We start from the raw sequence: 15,291 nt of genomic DNA, 5'->3' as shown, positions 1-15,291 counted from the left end.
GCACGAGCGGCTGCAGGCCGAGGCTTCGAATCCCGGCTTGCCACGGTCGGTCGAATGCGGTCCGGTCAGTGACTCGCTTTCGTCGCCGGCACGGTGACGCGGTGGTCATGAACCACCCAACGGGGCGCGCAACCGGGCCAACTCCGGCCTCGGCTTCCCGGGCGGCTGGACGGCCCGCAGCTGGGAGACCGTCACCCGCTCGCTGGGCGATATCCTCGGAGCGCTGCCCGCCGAGACCGCCGCCCTCGGCATCGGGATCGGGATGCCGCTCTGCGGGCGCAACGCCCACGGCGCGCCCATCCTGTTCGACGCGGCGTGCGGCGCCCGGCTGACGATCGGCTGCTTCGCCGCGGACGACATCGGTCCGGCGGCACTCGGCTGGGGCACGGTCGCCGAACACCCGCGTACGGCTTCGGTCTTCGGCGACGACGACCCCTCTGGCGCGTCGACGCGGACCGACCCGGCGAGCCGAAGGGCCGCGCACTCGCGGAGATGCTCGTGGCCACGGCGCGGGCGAGCGGGGTGAGCGAGCCCACCGACCTGATCGTCGGCCGCGAGGCCGAGTACGTGGACGGTTACCACGTCACCTACTACGGGCTCGGCTCCCGACCGGATGAGCCGGATGACCGGATGACCGGATCCGGAAGCGGACGAGGGGCGGGTGCGCAGGCCAGTGACCCTGCGCACCCTGGGTGGTGGGTCCCGGTCAGGGGCCGACGGTGATCTGCTGGGCCGGGTCGGTCGTGTCGGACACCGTGTAGGCCAGGTTGACGGTGGAGGTCGTCGCGCTGGTCGGGCAGCCGAACGTGCCGGTGACGGTCACGGGTACGACGGCGTTGACGAAGGCCAGGTTGGACGGTGCGCCGTTGGTCCAGGTGCCGGTGATGGACGCGGGGCCGCTCGGCGCCGAGACGATGGTGCAGGAGGCGAGACCGGTGGTCTTCACGACCAGGCCGCCCTGCGGGACGGTCAGGGTCCCCGTGTCCGGGGAACCGTTCTGGACCGAGATCCCCCAGGTGCCGCTGGTGGTGACGGTGGGGGTCACGCCGGGCAGGCTCGACGTGCAGGAACTGAACGTGGGCGCGGCGAGCGTGGAGGCCACCGGGCCCGCGGCGTTGTGGTTGCCGGGGGCGGCCGGGACCTGACCGGTCGTCGCCGAGACGGAACAGGTCAGGGTCACACTGCCGGACTTGAACGTGGCCTTGCCGGACAGGGTGGCCTTGTAGGCGTGCCCGGCCGGGGAGACGGTGGTCGACTCGGCGGCGGACGACGCCTCGGTGGCGGAGCGCGCCTCGGCGGTGGAGCCGGCGATCAGTAACGCGGCGGTCGCGGCGACGCCGGTGCCGGTGGCGAGCAGGGCCCGTACACCGTGGGGACGTGATGGCATGTCGTGCTCCCTTCTCTTTCTCCTCGGTGGTGGTCGACCTCTTCAGCGGCGGTCGACGGATGTGGGGTGAGCGGAGGGGGTGACGCGGTGTGGGGTGGCGCCAGGTGGGATCGCCTCGGGTGGGGTGGCGCCGGGTGGGGTGACGTCGTGCGACTCGGCGGGCTCGGTGGACGCGGTCGGGCCGGTGGACCCGGCGGCCCCGCTCGGCTCGGCGGCCTCCGCGCCCCCGGCGCGCCCCGCCTGGTCGACCGGCGGCACCGGCGCCACCGGCTGCCAGGCGAAGATCATGGAGCCGCCGACGATGCCCAGGAGGGTGCCGATCAGGAACCCGCCCAGGTTGGACATGACCAGGGCGGCGACGGCGAGGAGCACGGTGACCACGCCGGCCAGCCCGCGGTAGTGCGGGGCGACCCACGCGGACAGGCCCATCACGATCATCATCAGGCCGAGCAGGACGGACGGGAGCCCGGCGATGCCCTGCTGGAGCATGACCTCCAGCGGAGCCAGGGGCAGGACGCTGATCTCCGCGCCGGCGAGGACGGTGACCAGGCCGCCCCAGAAGGGCCGGCCGCGGCGCCAGGCGCGCCACGTGCGCCGGCTCAGAAACATTCCTTCTTCCCCTTGGTGATCTTCATCTTGAGCCCGGAGAGCTTGAAGGTGCCGGCGTTGGCGGCCCACGCCACCTGCTTGAGGTTGGTGATGGAGAGGTCGTCGGCCTGCTGGGAAAAGGCGTCCTGCATGCCCTGCGCCCCTTCGGGCCCCTTGTCGAGGGTGGAGGCGTCCCGGCCGATCTCGATGTTGTTGAAGGAGGCGTTGCCCTCCAGCTGGGTGGCGTCGAGGAACAGGTCCTTCGCCTCGACGGGGGTGGCGCCGGTCCCGGCGGTGAGGTTGAGCGAGATGTCACCGAGCACCGGGAGACTCGTGACCACGGACTGGCACAGGCTGTCGATCTTCGCGCTCCTGATGCCGACCGTGGCGACCGGGAGCAGATCGCCCCGGACGTTGGTGTCGATGTTGCCGTACTGGGCGAAGCCCTCCCCGGTGAGCCGGTCGGCGGAGACCTTGAACTGCTGGCCCGAGACGGCGAACGAGGCGGCGAGCGCGCCCTGGGCGAGGGCGATCCCGAGGGCGGCGGTGGCCGCGCAGCCGGGGACGGCGAGCAGCGCGAACCGCCGCCACCGGATCCGGCCCACTACCTGTCTGCCTTGTTCGTCTTTCATCCTCTTTGTCCTTTCGGTGGCGGAAAAGAGCACCCTGTGAGGAAGAGGCATGGTGGATCGACGGCGTGAGCGGGGCGGGTGAGGACCGCGCCAGGGTCGCGCCGAAGGAGGTCGTGCGAGGGTTACTGGCGAGTCAGGTTAAAGGCGCCAGCGGGTGTTGGCATAGTTGCCGGACGAACAGAAATTCGGTCATGTTTCCGCTGTGCGCGGGGGTGGGGAACCGCTTTCTTCCGGCCGCTCAGGGCGTCGATGCCGGTGCGGTTGACCATGGCCGATTCGCTGTGCGGGACCGTACTCCACCTCCGGGCGGAGGGAGACGCACGTCACATTCCTTCCTGTCACATCCCTGCCGGGCCGTTCCGTCATACCGGTGCAGTCATCGAAACGGCGCAACGGCAGAGGAGAACACCACCATGAGCGCTCGGCTGAACATCTTCGGCAGCCCCCTCGCCGGGCAGGTCCTGAAGCACTTCGTGGCGGCGGGCAAGGTCCTCGCGGACTCGTCGCTGCCCGCCGCCACCCAGGAGCTGGTGAAGATCCGCGCGAGCCAGATCAACGGGTGCGGTTTCTGCACCGACATGCACACCAAGGAAGCCGCCGCCGCGGGCGAGTCGGCGGTGCGGCTCCACCTGATCGCGGCCTGGCGGGAGGCGACGGTCTTCACCGAGGCCGAGCGCGCCGCGCTGGAGCTGGCGGAGGAGGGCACCCGGACAGCGGACGCGGCCGGCGGGGTCTCGGACGAGGTCTGGGCCAACGCCGCCAAGCACTACGACGAGGAGCAGCTCGCCGCGCTCGTGTCCCTGATCGCGCTCATCAACGCCTTCAACCGGGTCAACGTCCTCGTCCAGCAGCCCGCCGGCGACTACCGCGTGGGCCAGTTCGACTGACCCTCCGCCGCTTCCCGGCGGAGCGGGACCGCGGTGACGGCCGGCCGCAGCAGCGCCCACGGCGCGCGCAGAGCGTGCCACAGCCCGAGGGCGAGCGACACGGCGGTCACCGCGAAGCAGCCCCAGAACAGCGCCTCGGCGGTCGGCGCGAGCGCGTAGACGGTGCCGTCCTCCCACAGGCAGTACGCCCGTGGGGGGAACGGCGTCGAGACGCCCCGGACCGCGCCGTCGCCGATCACGCCCTCGCGCAGCGGCTCGGCGGGACACGGGGCCGTCTCCGGGAACAGGAACGCGTCGTCCGCGCTCATGACGGCCAGCCACGCCAGGGCGGCACCCGGTGCGCAGCACAACGCGACGGCCTTCACCGGGCCCGGCAGCAGCGGATACGCGAGGAAACCGCGCAGCGCGACCCAGCAGACCACCAGCGCCGCGAAGACCGGGAGCAGCGTCACGCCGCCGCCGCGGTGAGCAGGGCGTACGGCAGCAGGACGGCGGGCAGGGTGACCAGCCCCGGCGTGAGCGGGCGCCGGCGGCCGCGGGGCAGGATCACGTCGGCGATCAGGACGAGCACCAGCACCAGCAGGCCGGTGACGACGAGTGCGCCCAGCACCCATCCGCTGTTCTCGATCTGGTCGTAGGAGCAGCCGTCCAGGTCGCGCAGCCTGAGGTCGTCGTAGTCGCAGTGGCCGTGGGCCGCGTACCAGCGGGCGCACAGCACCACCACGGTCATCGGGATGCCGATCAGCGTGTTCACCAGCAGCGGCGCCCAGTAGCGGCGTGTCGGCACGTTTCCCTCCCCGGTGGTGCACCGACCGGTTCGGTCGACGGTCGACGTGGTCGGAGCGAGACTCCCCACCCCACCAGGGCGCCGGGGATCGAGCTGTGGCGGAGGCCACTCGTCCGGTCACAGCGCTGTCACAAGATCCACGCTTCGCGGGATGCGCGTACGATCGGCCGGTCCCCGTCCGGAGCCCGTCGAGGAGTCCGCGTCCCGTGTCCCCGCTCGTCCCCCGGCCGCGCCCCGCGCCGGCGCCGCTGTCCGTGGAGTGCCTCGGCCGCTGGGAGGACGGCGAGCGGTTGCCCGCACTGTTGTGGGCGCCGGGGCCCGGCCGGCGGATGATCAGCAACGCCGTCCTGGGCGGTGGCATCGGCGAACGCGCCTGGGTGCTCAACGCGCAGGTCGCCCACGGTTATCGCCGCCACGACCCCGAACGGCACCTGGCGGAACTGGCGCACGCCATGGGCCTGTCCGGAGCGGGCGTCGGTCTGCTGACGGCGGCCGACGTGTCGGCGTACGCCCACGCCCGCGACGGGGGCGCCGAGGCCGTCGTCACCGCCGGCGTGAGCGTGCGGGGCTGGGCAGCCTTCGCCGGGGAGGGCACCGCCGTACCGCCCGCCCCCGGCACCATCAACATCGTCGTCGCGCTGCCCGTGGCGCTGACCGACGCCGCCCTGGTCAACGCGGTGGCGACGGCCACCGAGGCCAAGGTCCAGGCGCTCCTGGACGCGGGCCTCGACTGCTCCGGCACCCCCACCGACGCGGTGTGCGTCGCCGCCGCCGTACCGCGACCCGGAGACCAGGCGCAGGCCTTCGCCGGGCCGCGTTCCCTGTGGGGCGCGCGCCTGGCGCGGGCCGTGCACCGTGCCGTGCGCGCCGCCGTCAGCCCTTCACCAGCAGGCCGCGGCCGCGCAGCACCCGCCGCTCCAGCGGGCTGAAGATCAGCAGGTCGATGGCGATGCCGACGAGCAGGATCAGGAAGATCGCCAGGAACACCTGCGACATGCTGGCGTTGTTGCGCCCGTTCTCCAGCAGCTGGCCGAGACCGACGCCGAGGTCGGGGGAGGAGGCGATGATCTCGGCGGCCATCAGGGACCGCCAGGAGAACGCCCAGCCCTGCTTCAGCCCCGCGAGGTAGCCGGGCAGCGCGGCCGGGAGCACGATGTGCCGGGCGCCGCGCAGTCCGGTCGCCCCCAGCGTCCGCCCGGCGCGCAGGAACAGCGGCGGGATCTGGTCGATGCCCGCGACGAGGCCGTTGGCGATGGAGGGGACCGCGCCGAGCAGGATGACGGCGTACATCATCGAGTCGTTCAGGCCCAGCCAGATGACCGCGGGCGGCACCCAGGCCACCGACGGCAGCGACTGCAGACCGGACAGGATGGGGCCGAGGGCCGCGCGGACGAAGCCCACGCGGGCGACCAGCAGTCCCAGTGGGGTGCCGATGGCGAGCGCGAGCAGGAAGCCGAGCAGGCCGCGCGAGACGGACGTCCAGATGTAGTCGAGCAGGGTGCCCTGGAGCCAGGCCGTCTCCACCTCGTCCCAGACGGCGGCCGGGGAGGGCAGCTTGTAGTCGGGCGCCACTTCCGCCAGCACCAGCAGCTGCCACACCACCAGCACCAGCGTGACGGCGGTGACCGGCGGGAGCACCTTGCGCAGCAGGGTCTCGCGCAGCGGGGTGCGGCGGGATTCGACCGTCTCCAGGGCGTCCAGGCCGGCCTCCAGGCCGGCCAGGTCGCCGCCGTCCTTGACGGGCGCGTCGGCGGACGTGTCAGTGCTGGCCATGGCGGCGGATCTCCCCACGCAGTTCTTCGGTGATCTCGGCGGACAGTTCGGCGACCGGGATGTCCTCCAGGCGGCGCGGCTGCGGGATGTCCACCGTCCACTGGCGCGCGATGCGGCCGGGCCGGGAGGACAGCAGCACCACGCGCTGTGCGAGCCGTACCGCCTCGCGCACGTTGTGCGTCACGAACAGCACCGACAGGCCGGTCTCGCGCCAGATGCGGGTCAGCTCGTCGTGCAGCACGTCGCGGGTGATGGCGTCCAGCGCCGCGAACGGCTCGTCCATCAGCAGCAGCCTGCTGTCCTGGGCCAGCGCGCGGGCCAGTGCCACCCGCTGGCGCATACCGCCGGACAGCTCGTGCACCCGCTTGCGGTGCGCGTCCTTCAGCCGGACGAGTTCCAGCAGCCGCTGTGCCTCGGGCCGGCGCTCGGCCTTGGCGACCCCGCGCAGCTTCAAGGCCAGTTCGATGTTCTGACCGGCCGTCAGCCACGGGAAGAGCGCGTGCTCCTGGAACATCAGGGCCGGGCGGCCGTCGGTCGTGACCGAGCCGGCGGACGGTTCGTCCAGCCCCGCCACCACATTGAGCAGGGTGGACTTGCCGCATCCCGAGGCCCCGAGGAGGGTGACGAACTCGCCCGGCGCGACATCGAGAGTGATGTCGTCCAGGACGAGCTGCCGCCCGGCGGGGCCCGGGAACGACTTCGAGACGTGCTCGATGCGGGCGGCGTACGCGGCCGTCGTCTCCGTACCGTCGGCAACCTTGGCGAGCGTCGTGGCCATGGCCGTCACCTCCTGTGGGCTTCTCGGATTTCGGTTACTCGGCGCCGAGGCCGGCGTCGTCGACGGTGGCCTCACCCTCGGCCTTGAGGACCTTGTTGAGCAGGGTGAGGTCGTAGATCCCCTTCAGGTCCGGCTGCTCCAGCAGACCGGCCTTCACCGCGTGGGCGGCCTGGGTGTCGAGGGTGGCGGCCAGCGGGTCGTCCAGGAAGGCGATCGACTTCCAGGCCGGGTCGATGACCTCGGCGGGCAGCGCCTTGCCGGACTCCTGCTTCAGGGCCGCGTTGGCCGCGGCCTTCGCCTGCTCGGGGTTGGCGTTGATCCACTCGTTGCTCTTCACCGCGCCGCGCAGCACGGCCTCGACGACGTCCGGGTGCTCCTTGAGGAAGTCCTGCCGCACGATGATGTTCGTGATGACGAACTTCTCGTCCGGCCACAGGCCGGACTCGTCCAGCAGCACCTTCGCGCCCTCGGAAACCAGCTTTGAGGCGGTCGGCTCGGGCACCCACGCGCCGTCGATGGAACCGGACTTGTAGGCGTCGGGGGTCACCTTGTTGTCGGTGCGCACCACGGAGACGTCGCCCTTGCCGCTCTGCGCGTCGACCGTCCAGCCCTGCTCGGCGATCCAGTTGAGGAACGCGACGTCCTGCGTGTTGCCGAGCTGCGGGGTGGCGATCTTCTTGCCCTTGACGTCCTTGACGGACTTGATCTTCTCCGGGTTCACCACCAGCTTCACCCCGCCGGAGGCCGAACCGCCGATGATGCGCAGGTTCTTGCCGCCCGACTTGGTGTAGCCGTTGATGGCGGGGGATGGGCCGATCCAGCCGATGTCGATGGACTTCGAGTTCAGCGCCTCGATCTCCGAGGGGCCCGCGTTGAAGGTGGCGTACTTCGCCTCGGTGCCGCCGAGTTCCTTCTGGAAGAAGCCCTGTTCACGGCCGACCAGGGCGGTGGCGTGCGTGAGGTTGGGGAAGTAGCCGATCCGGACCTCGTCGGTGGAGAGCTTCTCGGCGTCCGCCGCGACCTCCGCCCGCGGGGCGTCGTCCTTGGCGTCGGAGCCGTAACCGCAGGCGGTCAGCAGGAGGGGGAGAGTCGCTGTCGCGGCGAGGGCGCGCAGGGTGGTGAGCGGTCGTGCGGCAGACACGGAGGTGTCCTCTCGGGATGGGGTGAACAGGAGGCCTGCGTCAGGCCGTGGGTGTGCCTGGCCGGCCGCCGGCGAGGAGCGGGCGGAACGGGCGGCGGGGAGGGTGCGCGAAGGTGCGTCGCGCGGGCCGGTGAGGCCGCGGTCGGTCTCAGACGAGACGGGCTCGGGCGAGACGGCCTGCGACGAGACGGCCTGGGACGAGGCGACAGATGGCGCTGGAGACACGGCCGAGATCGATGTGGCGACGCGAGGTCAGCCGAGGCAGGGGCGGATCTGTGTGGTCGCGCATGCGGATGGCTCCCCCCCACAGATTCCTAGTTTTCCTACCTGGTTGCTAGGGATCGTGGCAGAAAGACGCCCCCGCCCCAAGGGGCTGTTCATATGATGGACGCCAGCATCCCGGATGCTGGGATCAGAGAGGGATCAGGGGTTCACCCAGGCGTCCGGGGCGTGGGTCAGGGCGGACACATCCGCAGGCAGCTGGGCCGAGGCGACATCGGCCAGTGAGACGCCCTCGAGGATTTCCCGCACATTGGACCGCAGCGCGATCCACAGGGGCAGCAACGATTCGGCGGGCCCGGTGTAGGACAGCTCCGGGGGCCGGACTCCGCGCACCGAGACCAGCGGTCCGTCCACGACCCGGATGACGTCGGCGATGCTGATGGACTCGGGGGGCTTGGCCAGCCGGTAGCCGCCGTTGCCGCCGCGCTGGCTGAGCACCAGACCGCCGCGGCGCATGTCGTTGAGGATGCTTTCCAGGAACTTGTGCGGAATGTCCTGGGCGGTCGCGATCGCCTCCGCCTTCAGGGGGCCGTCGTCCCGTGAGGCGGCGAGCTGTAGCGCGGCACGTACCGCGTAGTCCGCCCTGGCTGAGATCCGCATACGGTCATTATCCCGCAGGTCCGGCCCGCCCCGACCGGCGCGGGGCCCGGTCGGCGGGCCCGGGGCGGGCGCCCTCCGGTCAGGCCTGGCGAGCCGTGCGCCGCGAGCGCGTCAGAGCGGCAGGGCGAGCGAGGGGTGTGCCCCGTTGAGGAAGTAGTCGCCGACGTCGCGCAGGCGGTGGGCGACGGGCTCGTAGAGGGTGTGGGTGCGGGCGTTGCGCCAGAAGCGGTCCAGGCCCAGCCGGGCGGAGGTCGACCGGGCGCCGACGACGTCGAGGGCGCGGGCGGTGGACTCCTGCGCGGCGCGGGAGGCGGCGGCCTCCGCCATGGCCACCACCACGGCGATCTCCGCGTGCTCCTCGAAGGTGAGCTCGTCACCGCGGGCCAGCCCCGCGCTCACCGCGGCCAGCGCCTGGTCGGCGAGGGCGGACGCGGCCCGCACCAGGACGGCCAGCTCCCCGAACGCGGTCAGCACGTGCGGGTCGTGCGGGGAGCCGACGGGCCAGGCGGGGTGCCAGGGCGCGTGGCCGGCCCGGGCGTAGTCACGGGCCTCGGCGAGCACGCCGTCGGCCATGCCGAGCTGCAGCTGGACGGAGAGCAGCCGCCCGACCGGCGAGACCAGGGCGGCCCGGGGCGACAGCACGTCGTCGTCCGTGGCCAGCGAACCGACGACGTCGTCGGCGGCCACCGGCGCGGCGTCGAACTCCACACTCCCGCCGGCCGCCAGGCGCTGCCCGAAGGTCTCGGCATCGTTGTCGACGCGCACGCCGGGAGCGGCCGGGTCGACCAGGACGGCGACGGGCTCACCGGTGTCGGCGCGCACCGCCCGTACGGCGATACGGTCGGCCACCAGCACCCCGGTCACATAGCTCTGCCTGCCGTCCAGCACGTGGCCGTCGGCGGTCGGGGTGAGCGCGAGCGAGGGTTCCTGGCGGGCCAGGCCCCCGCCCCAGCACCACTGCTCCGCGGCGGACCGCCGGTCGATCAGGGCGGCGAGCGCGGGCTCGTTGAGGAACCGGGCGCTCCACGACAGGAAGGTGTGACAGCCCAGCAGCTGGCCGATCGCGGCGTCGGCGGCGGCTATCTCCCGGACGACGGCGTAGGCCGTGGGCCAGTCGGCGCCGCCGCCCCCGTGTTCGGCCGGGGTCAGCAGGGTCAGCAGCCCCGCCTCGCGCAGCCGGGACACCTCGTCGAACGGCGCCTTGCCGGCCTGGTCCCGGACGGACGCGTCCGTGGCGAGGTCGTCGGCCGTCTCACGCGCCACCCGCAGCCAGTGCGCGCGGCCCGGAACCGCCGGCTCGTGCGCCGCCGGCTCGTGCGCCTGCGACTCGGGTGCGGCCGGCTCGGGTCCCGTCGGGTCGGGCACCCTCGGCCCGGGCCTCGTCGGCCCGGCGTCCGTCGGCTCGAACTCCGTTCGCGCGGACTCCGTTCGCTCGGATGCCGTGGCGGGTCGGTGCGGCGCGGGGGCTGTGGGCATGTGGCTCATCCTGCGCACCCCTCTGAACCATCGTCAATACTTTCCTAGTAAATCGATAGGGAAACTAGGGAAGGCAGGTCCCGCGCCTCCGTCCGCCACCGTCCGTAATCCGAACCGCAGTTGACGAGACATGCGATGTACTGCTCAAGTAAGCGCATGAACGCCGAACAGCGCCTGGTCACCCGTGACCACATCGACTTCGGTCGCGTGTGGTCCGCCGCGTGTTGCGCCTGATGCGGCAAAGGGCCGTCTGACCGGCCCCTTCTCCCTCTCCTCCGCGGCCGTCCCGGCGACGGGCCGATGACCGCAGGCGGCCTTCGCCGTCCTGCCGCCGGCATCCGCGTCCACACCCGTACCGCCCCGGCGCCGCAGCCGCGCCCCACCGCGCTGCCGCCACCCCTGCCCCGCCCGAGACCCGCGTCCGGGCGTCGTCACACCCGTTCACCACCCGGTCCCGCGCCGAGGGCCGCACCACCGTGCCCGTACACGCCCCACGGGCACGGCCCCGCCCCCGGCGCACCCGAGGAAAGGCCCTTTCCCATGCCCGTGGAGTTCCTTGGCATCGCCGCCACCAACGACGGCTCCGAGACCACCCCGCGCTCCGGCGCCGCCTTCGACAAGGAGTACACCCTCCGTCTCGCCCGCGCCCACGAGGAGCACGGCTGGGACCGGGTGCTCTTCGCCTACGGCTCCGGCTCGCCCGACCCCGCGCCGGCCGCCGCGTACATCGCGAGCAGGCTGGACCGGTTGCAGATCCTGCTCGCCCACCGCCCCAACGTCTCCTACCCGACGTTCGCCGCGAAAACGTTCGCCACCCTCGACCAGATCAGCGGCGGGCGGCTGACCGTGCACTTCATCACCGGCGGCAACGACCACGAGCAGGCCCGCGAGGGCGACACCCTCACCAAGGACGAGCGCTACGCCCGCACCCGCGAGTACATCCGCATCGTCAAGACTATCTGGACCACCCACGAGCCCTTCGACCACGAGGGCGAGCACTACCGCTTCCACGACTTCGTCAGCGACGTGTTCCCCGTGCAGCAGCCGCGCCCCGCCGTCTCGTTCGGCGGTTCCTCGCCCGCCGCGTACGCCGCCGGCGGCGCGGAGGCCGACATCTACTGCCTGTGGGGCGAACCCCTGGAGAAGACGGCCGAGCAGATCGAGGCCGTCAAGGCCGCCGCGCGCGCCGCGGGCCGCACCGACACCCCCCGCATCCAGGTCGCGTTCCGGCCGATCATCGCCCCCACCGAGGAACTCGCCTGGGAGAAGGCCCACCGCACGGTCGACGCCATCCGCCGGCGCCGCGAGGCGGGAGTCGTCCGCCACCACCGCGGCACGGCACCCGAGAACACCGGCTCGCAGCGGCTGATCGCCATCGCCGAGGCGGGCGAGCGCTACGACCGCGCCCTGTGGACCCCGACGGCCGCCGCGACCGGCGGCGCGGGCAACTCCAACGCGCTCGTCGGCACCCCGGAGACGGTCGCCCAGGCGCTGCTCGACTACTACGACCTGGGCGTCGACATCCTCTCCGCGCGCGGCTACGACCTGCTGGACGACGCCATCGACTTCGGCCGGTACGTGATCCCGATCGTGCGCGAGGAGGTCGCCAAGCGCGACGCGGAGCGCGCCGCCGCACGGGGTGCGGAGAACGCCGCCGCGCGTGACGCCGACGCCACCGCCGAGCGCGCCGCCGCCCCCACCGCCGCCCACGACGCGGCGCCCCAGTCCCTCGCGGCGGTGCGCGCGTGACCTCCGCTGTCGACCTCATGGTCCTGCACGTGCCCGTCTCCGACCCCAGAGTGCGGCCCCTGCTGCGCGAACTCGGCGACGAGTACTGCCGCCGGTACGGCAAGGACGCCCACGCCGAGCTGTCCCGCTACCCCGACGAGGAGTTCACCGCGCCGTACGGCGGCGTCCTGCTGCTCCTGCTCCAGGCGGGTGAGCCCGTCGCGGGCGGCGCCTTCCGCCGCTACGACCCGCAGACCGCCGAACTGAAACGGATCTGGACGCACTCGGCGCACCGCCGGCGCGGTCTCGCCCGGCGGGTCGTCGCCGAACTCGAACGCGAGGCCGCCGCCCGCGGCTACCGGCGCGTCCATCTGACCACCGGCCCCCGCCAGCCCGAGGCGCGCGCCCTGTATCTGGCGACCGGCTACACCCCCCTCTTCGACACGGACGCCGACCCCGAGACCATCGGCCCGCTGCCCTTCGAGAAGCACCTGCCGGCGCACCGGCGGGCGGGAGCGGCCGTCCGCACCACCACGGGAAAGGCGGCCGCCCTGTGAACCCCCGCACCACCGCGACCGCCCTCGGCCTGGCCCTGCTGCCGCTCCTCGCGCTGACCGCCTGCGGCTCCGGCGGCGCACCCGGCACCACCGCCGTGGGCGCCCAGGCGTCCCCCGCGCCGACCGAGGACCCCGTGGCGGCCGTGCGCACCGTGGACTCCATCGCCGCGCTGCTGCCCGCCGACGTACGAAAGTCGGGCACCGTGCGCGTCGGCAGCTCCATCGGCGACCCGCCCAGCGCGTACTACCCGAACGGTTCCGACCAGCCGCCCGCCGGCCTGGACATCGACCTGGCCGACGCGGCCGCCAAGGTCCTCGGCGTGAAACTGGACCGCCAGGAGGCCTCGTTCGAGTCGATCCTGCCCTCCCTCGGCAGCGGCAAGTACGACGTCGGCACCGGCAACTTCGGCGTCACCACCGAGCGCCTGAAGCGGATCGACTTCGTCACCTACATCAACGACGGCCAGGGCTTCGCCGTCAGGAAGGGCAGCACCGCCCTCAAGGGCAAGGTCACCGACCTCACCCAGTTGTGCGGGCTGACCGTCGGCACCAGCGCCGGCACCACCTTCGAGGCGACCCTCGAAGCGGAGAAGGGCGTGTGCGCCAAGGCCGGCAAGAAGCCGTACGACGTGAAGGTGTACTCGGAGGACGCGGCGATCGTCACCGCCCTCCAGCAGGGCCGGATCGACGTGGTGATGTCGACCATCAACGGACTGCGCCACCAGGCGTCCCGGCCCGCGGCCCGCACCACGTTCCTCGGCGAGTACCGCCGCCTCGACGTCGGCTTCGCCTTCAAGAAGGGCTCCCCGCTCACCAAGGCCTTCCAGGCCGCGGTCAACGAGCTGATCGAGGACGGCACCTACGCGAAGATCCTCGACAAGTGGGGCACCACCGCCTCCGCGATCGACGCCTCGCGGATCAATCCACCCGAGCACAGGTGACCCATGAGCAGCGACACCCTCTCCGCGCCCGCCAGACGACGGGACGACACGGCCACGGAGTTGAAGATCGTCCCCGCCCGGCACCCGGCCCGCTGGGCCGCCGCCGTCGCCGTCCTCGTACTGGTCGCCCAGTTCGCGCACGGCCTGGCCACCAACCCCGTCTGGGAATGGCACGTCTTCGCCGACTACGTCTTCTCCGAGACGATCGTCCAGGCCGTGTGGGTCACCCTCCAGCTCACCGCCTACGCCACCGTCCTCGGCTTCCTCCTGGGCACCGTGCTCGCCTTCATGCGGCTGTCGCACAGCCCGGTGCTGCGGACCGTGGCGTGGACGTACATCTGGATCTTCCGGTCCATCCCGATGATCGTCCAGCTGGTGTTCTGGTTCAACCTGAGCGCCCTGTACGAGCGGCTGGGCGTCGGCATCCCCTTCGGACCGGTGTTCTGGTCCGTCGACAGCAACAGCCTGATCGGCACCATCGGCGCCGCCGTCATCGGACTGACGCTCCATCAGGCCGCGTACGCCGCCGAGATCGTCCGCGGCGGTGTCCTCGCCGTCGACCAGGGCCAGCTGGAGGCCGCCGCCGCGCTCGGCATCCCCCGGCTGCGCCAGATCCGCCGGATCGTGCTGCCTCAGGCCATGCGGGCCATCCTGCCCACGGCCGGCAACGAGATCATCGGCCTCCTCAAGGGCACCTCGGTGGTCTACGTCATGGCGATCGGCGAGCTGTTCTACCAGGTGCAGGTGGTCTACGGCCGCAACGGCCGGGTGATCCCGCTGCTGCTCGTCGCCACCGCCTGGTACGTCGTCCTGACCACCGTGCTGTCGGTCGCCCAGTACTACGTCGAACGGCACTTCGCCCGCGGCGCGAACCGCACCCCGCCCCCCACCCCGCTCGAGCGCGCCCGGCGCTTCGTGAGAACCCTGGGAGAGAACCGATGAGTCAGGTCATGGTGGACGTCCACGGCGTCCACAAGAGCTTCGGCCCGCAGGAGGTGCTGCGCGGCGTGGACCTCCAGGTCCGCACCGGTGAGGTCACCGTGATCCTCGGCCCGTCCGGCTCCGGCAAGTCGACCCTGCTGCGCACCATCAACCACCTGGAGAAGGTGAACCGCGGCTGGATCAGCATCGACGGCGAACTCGTCGGCTACCGCCGCTCCGGGGACAAGCTGCACGAGCTGAAGGAGAAGGACGTCCTGAAGCAGCGGACCAACATCGGGTTCGTCTTCCAGAACTTCCATCTCTTCCCGCACCTGACCGTGCTGGAGAACATCGTCGAGGCCCCCGTCTCCGCGCTGCGCCGCCCCCGTGCGAGCGTGACCGAGACGGCCCGCCGGCTGCTCGACCGGGTCGGCCTCGCCGACAAGACCGACGCCTATCCGCGCCAGCTGTCCGGCGGTCAGCAGCAGCGCGTGGCCATCGCCCGCGCGCTCGCCCTCGAACCCAAGGTGCTGCTGTTCGACGAGCCGACCTCCGCGCTCGACCCGGAGCTGGTCGGTGAAGTCCTCGACGTCATCAAGGACCTGGCCGCCAGCGGCACCACCATGATCGTCGTCACCCACGAGATCGGCTTCGCCCGCGAGGTCGCCGACACCGTCGTCTTCATGGACGCCGGAGTCGTCGTGGAACAGGGGCCGCCCGCGGCCGTCCTCGACACCCCGCGGCACGAACGCACCCGTGCCTTCCTCTCCAAGGTCCTCTGACCCTTCCTCCCCGGCCGCTCGCATCTCTCAC

Annotated in this window: 17 protein-coding genes; 7 read left to right on the top strand and 10 right to left on the bottom strand. The window is 72.2% G+C overall.

All coding sequences use genetic code 11. The features are described from left to right. Positions 1–706: 706 nt before the first annotated feature. From G7Z13_RS02465 to G7Z13_RS02455, 3 genes are read right to left on the bottom strand one after another with little or no spacing between them, the layout of a single operon-like run. Positions 707–1,387: a hypothetical protein gene (locus tag G7Z13_RS02465; protein ID WP_165995579.1), complete on the bottom strand. Its 681-nt coding sequence runs from the start codon at positions 1,385–1,387 to the stop codon at positions 707–709. Positions 1,388–1,429: 42 nt separating this feature from the next. Continuing rightward, positions 1,430–1,996, bottom strand: coding sequence for a DUF6114 domain-containing protein (locus G7Z13_RS33480; protein ID WP_240926093.1), 567 nt, complete (start codon positions 1,994–1,996; stop codon positions 1,430–1,432). Continuing rightward, entirely contained in the window at positions 1,987–2,607 is a 621-nt protein-coding gene (locus G7Z13_RS02455; protein ID WP_165995578.1) for a DUF6230 family protein, read from the bottom strand. The genes G7Z13_RS33480 and G7Z13_RS02455 overlap by 10 nt, the downstream gene beginning before the upstream one ends. Positions 2,608–3,020: 413 nt before the next feature. Here G7Z13_RS02455 and G7Z13_RS02450 point away from each other — a divergent pair, with 413 nt between their 5' ends. Beyond that, positions 3,021–3,494, top strand: coding sequence for a carboxymuconolactone decarboxylase family protein (locus G7Z13_RS02450; protein ID WP_165995576.1), 474 nt, complete (start codon positions 3,021–3,023; stop codon positions 3,492–3,494). Here the strand turns inward: G7Z13_RS02450 and G7Z13_RS02445 are convergent. Next, a complete protein-coding gene (locus tag G7Z13_RS02445) occupies positions 3,470–3,946 on the bottom strand; it encodes a hypothetical protein (RefSeq protein ID WP_165995575.1) in 477 nt (158 codons plus the stop codon). The two genes, G7Z13_RS02450 and G7Z13_RS02445, sit on opposite strands and share 25 nt — an antisense overlap. Next, a complete protein-coding gene (locus G7Z13_RS02440; RefSeq protein ID WP_165995573.1) occupies positions 3,943–4,281 on the bottom strand; it encodes a hypothetical protein in 339 nt (112 codons plus the stop codon). Before G7Z13_RS02440 ends, G7Z13_RS02445 begins: the two co-directional genes overlap by 4 nt. A gap of 206 nt (positions 4,282–4,487) precedes the next feature. Here G7Z13_RS02440 and G7Z13_RS02435 point away from each other — a divergent pair, with 206 nt between their 5' ends. Then, positions 4,488–5,210, top strand: coding sequence for an adenosylcobinamide amidohydrolase (locus tag G7Z13_RS02435; RefSeq protein ID WP_165995571.1), 723 nt, complete (start codon positions 4,488–4,490; stop codon positions 5,208–5,210). Here the strand turns inward: G7Z13_RS02435 and G7Z13_RS02430 are convergent. From G7Z13_RS02430 to G7Z13_RS02410, 5 genes are all read right to left on the bottom strand, one after another. Beyond that, positions 5,155–6,054: an ABC transporter permease gene (locus G7Z13_RS02430; protein ID WP_165995569.1), complete on the bottom strand. Its 900-nt coding sequence runs from the start codon at positions 6,052–6,054 to the stop codon at positions 5,155–5,157. The two genes, G7Z13_RS02435 and G7Z13_RS02430, sit on opposite strands and share 56 nt — an antisense overlap. Next, positions 6,041–6,832 (bottom strand): ABC transporter ATP-binding protein, encoded by a 792-nt coding sequence (locus tag G7Z13_RS02425; RefSeq protein ID WP_165995567.1) that lies wholly within the window; start codon positions 6,830–6,832, stop codon positions 6,041–6,043. The genes G7Z13_RS02430 and G7Z13_RS02425 overlap by 14 nt, the downstream gene beginning before the upstream one ends. 34 nt (positions 6,833–6,866) lie before the next feature. Then, the gene (locus G7Z13_RS02420; protein WP_165995565.1) at positions 6,867–7,973 is read right to left on the bottom strand and encodes an aliphatic sulfonate ABC transporter substrate-binding protein; all 1,107 of its coding nucleotides are present in this window, start codon (positions 7,971–7,973) and stop codon (positions 6,867–6,869) included. A gap of 423 nt (positions 7,974–8,396) precedes the next feature. Then, on the bottom strand, positions 8,397–8,855 hold the full coding sequence (locus G7Z13_RS02415) for an Rrf2 family transcriptional regulator (RefSeq protein ID WP_165995564.1): 459 nt from the start codon (positions 8,853–8,855) through the stop codon (positions 8,397–8,399). Between the two features lie 111 nt (positions 8,856–8,966). Next, positions 8,967–10,124: an acyl-CoA dehydrogenase family protein gene (locus G7Z13_RS02410; protein WP_240926453.1), complete on the bottom strand. Its 1,158-nt coding sequence runs from the start codon at positions 10,122–10,124 to the stop codon at positions 8,967–8,969. A gap of 747 nt (positions 10,125–10,871) precedes the next feature. Here G7Z13_RS02410 and G7Z13_RS02405 point away from each other — a divergent pair. From G7Z13_RS02405 to G7Z13_RS02385, 5 genes are read left to right on the top strand one after another with little or no spacing between them, the layout of a single operon-like run. Next, on the top strand, positions 10,872–12,080 hold the full coding sequence (locus G7Z13_RS02405; protein ID WP_240926092.1) for an LLM class flavin-dependent oxidoreductase: 1,209 nt from the start codon (positions 10,872–10,874) through the stop codon (positions 12,078–12,080). Between the two features lie 17 nt (positions 12,081–12,097). Beyond that, entirely contained in the window at positions 12,098–12,616 is a 519-nt protein-coding gene (locus G7Z13_RS02400) for a GNAT family N-acetyltransferase (RefSeq protein ID WP_166004544.1), read from the top strand. Beyond that, entirely contained in the window at positions 12,613–13,557 is a 945-nt protein-coding gene (locus tag G7Z13_RS02395) for an ABC transporter substrate-binding protein (protein WP_165995560.1), read from the top strand. The genes G7Z13_RS02400 and G7Z13_RS02395 overlap by 4 nt, the downstream gene beginning before the upstream one ends. A gap of 3 nt (positions 13,558–13,560) precedes the next feature. Beyond that, positions 13,561–14,499, top strand: coding sequence for an amino acid ABC transporter permease (locus tag G7Z13_RS02390; protein WP_165995558.1), 939 nt, complete (start codon positions 13,561–13,563; stop codon positions 14,497–14,499). Further along, entirely contained in the window at positions 14,496–15,260 is a 765-nt protein-coding gene (locus G7Z13_RS02385) for an amino acid ABC transporter ATP-binding protein (RefSeq protein ID WP_277347381.1), read from the top strand. The genes G7Z13_RS02390 and G7Z13_RS02385 overlap by 4 nt, the downstream gene beginning before the upstream one ends. Positions 15,261–15,291 lie beyond the last annotated feature (31 nt).

It is taken from the genome of Streptomyces sp. JB150, assembly GCF_011193355.1.
Taxonomy (GTDB): Bacteria; Actinomycetota; Actinomycetes; order Streptomycetales; family Streptomycetaceae; genus Streptomyces.
The sequence above is the reverse complement of the archived record's forward strand: the minus strand, read 5'-3'. Positions and strand labels throughout refer to the sequence as shown.

Bases quoted from the DNA above. Each gene is read 5' to 3' on its own strand.
- G7Z13_RS02465 (WP_165995579.1), bottom strand. From the start codon at position 1,387: ATGCCATCACGTCCCCACGGTGTACGGGCCCTGCTCGCCACCGGCACC.
- G7Z13_RS33480 (WP_240926093.1), bottom strand. From the start codon at position 1,996: ATGTTTCTGAGCCGGCGCACGTGGCGCGCCTGGCGCCGCGGCCGGCCC.
- G7Z13_RS02455 (WP_165995578.1), bottom strand. From the start codon at position 2,607: ATGAAAGACGAACAAGGCAGACAGGTAGTGGGCCGGATCCGGTGGCGG.
- G7Z13_RS02450 (WP_165995576.1), top strand. From the start codon at position 3,021: ATGAGCGCTCGGCTGAACATCTTCGGCAGCCCCCTCGCCGGGCAGGTC.
- G7Z13_RS02430 (WP_165995569.1), bottom strand. From the start codon at position 6,054: ATGGCCAGCACTGACACGTCCGCCGACGCGCCCGTCAAGGACGGCGGC.
- G7Z13_RS02425 (WP_165995567.1), bottom strand. From the start codon at position 6,832: ATGGCCACGACGCTCGCCAAGGTTGCCGACGGTACGGAGACGACGGCC.
- G7Z13_RS02415 (WP_165995564.1), bottom strand. From the start codon at position 8,855: ATGCGGATCTCAGCCAGGGCGGACTACGCGGTACGTGCCGCGCTACAG.
- G7Z13_RS02405 (WP_240926092.1), top strand. From the start codon at position 10,872: ATGCCCGTGGAGTTCCTTGGCATCGCCGCCACCAACGACGGCTCCGAG.
- G7Z13_RS02400 (WP_166004544.1), top strand. From the start codon at position 12,098: ATGGTCCTGCACGTGCCCGTCTCCGACCCCAGAGTGCGGCCCCTGCTG.
- G7Z13_RS02390 (WP_165995558.1), top strand. From the start codon at position 13,561: ATGAGCAGCGACACCCTCTCCGCGCCCGCCAGACGACGGGACGACACG.
- G7Z13_RS02385 (WP_277347381.1), top strand. From the start codon at position 14,496: ATGAGTCAGGTCATGGTGGACGTCCACGGCGTCCACAAGAGCTTCGGC.